This is a genomic window from Candidatus Eisenbacteria bacterium, assembly GCA_035712145.1.
In the GTDB taxonomy this organism is placed as follows: Bacteria; Eisenbacteria; RBG-16-71-46; order RBG-16-71-46; family RBG-16-71-46; genus DASTBI01.
Genome location: DASTBI010000202.1, coordinates 1 through 1,076, shown reverse-complemented (window position 1 = coordinate 1,076; position 1,076 = coordinate 1). Strand labels below are relative to the sequence as shown.

Sequence of the window (1,076 nt, the reverse complement as noted above, 5' to 3'; positions counted from 1 at the left end):
TTGGCACCACTGGGACGCGAGTCGTGGAGGTGGGGACCAGCCTCAGCGGGCTATTTCGATTCCCGATCGTCACGTAGTTGCCCACACCAGGAAGGATGCGGAACACCAGATCCAAGCGAAGCCCGGAGCCAGGCGCCTCCGCCACCACCGTGTCTCCAGGCAGGTCCTGGCGATTCATGTCGCCGGTGAGTTGCGCCAGGTTGAGGCCGGTGCGGATCCATGCCGACGTCGTGTCGTAGGCGCCGAACGTCGGGGCTACGATGGTCTCGTTCGACGTGAACGTGTCCTGGAACCAGTTTCGCGGCTCCACCTTGATCGTTCCGACGTCAACGCAAGGCGGGGGTTGAGCGTCGGCGCTCGTGGTCGACAGTGCGGCCACGAGCAGCCCCAGGTAGACCATGAGCTTCGCGCTCATAGGCAACCTCCACATGCCCGGTCGAGTTGTGTCGTGGGGAGGGGCGCTTGGAGCTCGAATTCTGAGCGGGTGCCAGGCTGCTGTCAACCACTCGTGAACACGCCTTCGAAATGGAACCCTAGCGTGTCGGTTACGCCGCCTGGGTCTTCAGCTCCTCGACCAGCTTGGAGAGCACGCCCTTGGCATCGCCGAAGAGCATCATCGTCTTGGGGTCGTAGTAGAGCTCGTTGTCGATTCCCGCGAACCCCGGCTTCAGGCTGCGCTTGATGATGATCACGTGCTTCGCCTTGTCGACGTCGAGGATCGGCATGCCGTAGATCGGGCTCGTCTTGTCGTGACGCGCCGCCGGATTGACCACGTCGTTGGCGCCGACCACCAGCACGACGTCGGTGCGCTCGAACTCGGGATTGATCTGCTCGAGATCGAAGAGCTGCTCGTAGGGGACGTTGGCCTCGGCGAGCAGCACGTTCATATGGCCCGGCATGCGCCCGGCCACCGGGTGGATCGCGTACTTCACCTCGACGCCCTGCTTGGCCAGCATGTCCGCCAGCTCGCGCGCGGCGTGCTGGGCCTGCGCCACCGCCATGCCGTAGCCGGGAACGATCACCACCGAGCCCACGTTGGCGAGCAGCACGCCGGTGTCCTCGAGGCTGATCTCGCG

2 protein-coding genes are annotated in these 1,076 nt (G+C 64.6%); both read right to left on the bottom strand.

The genetic code is table 11. The features are described 5' to 3' along the window. The coding region (locus VFQ05_14240; GenBank protein ID HET9327922.1) for a hypothetical protein at positions 1–415 on the bottom strand (415 nt) is incomplete at its 3' end. Between the two features lie 130 nt (positions 416–545). Next, a partial coding sequence (locus tag VFQ05_14235; GenBank protein ID HET9327921.1) for an NAD(P)(+) transhydrogenase (Re/Si-specific) subunit beta occupies positions 546–1,076 on the bottom strand: 531 nt, incomplete at its 5' end.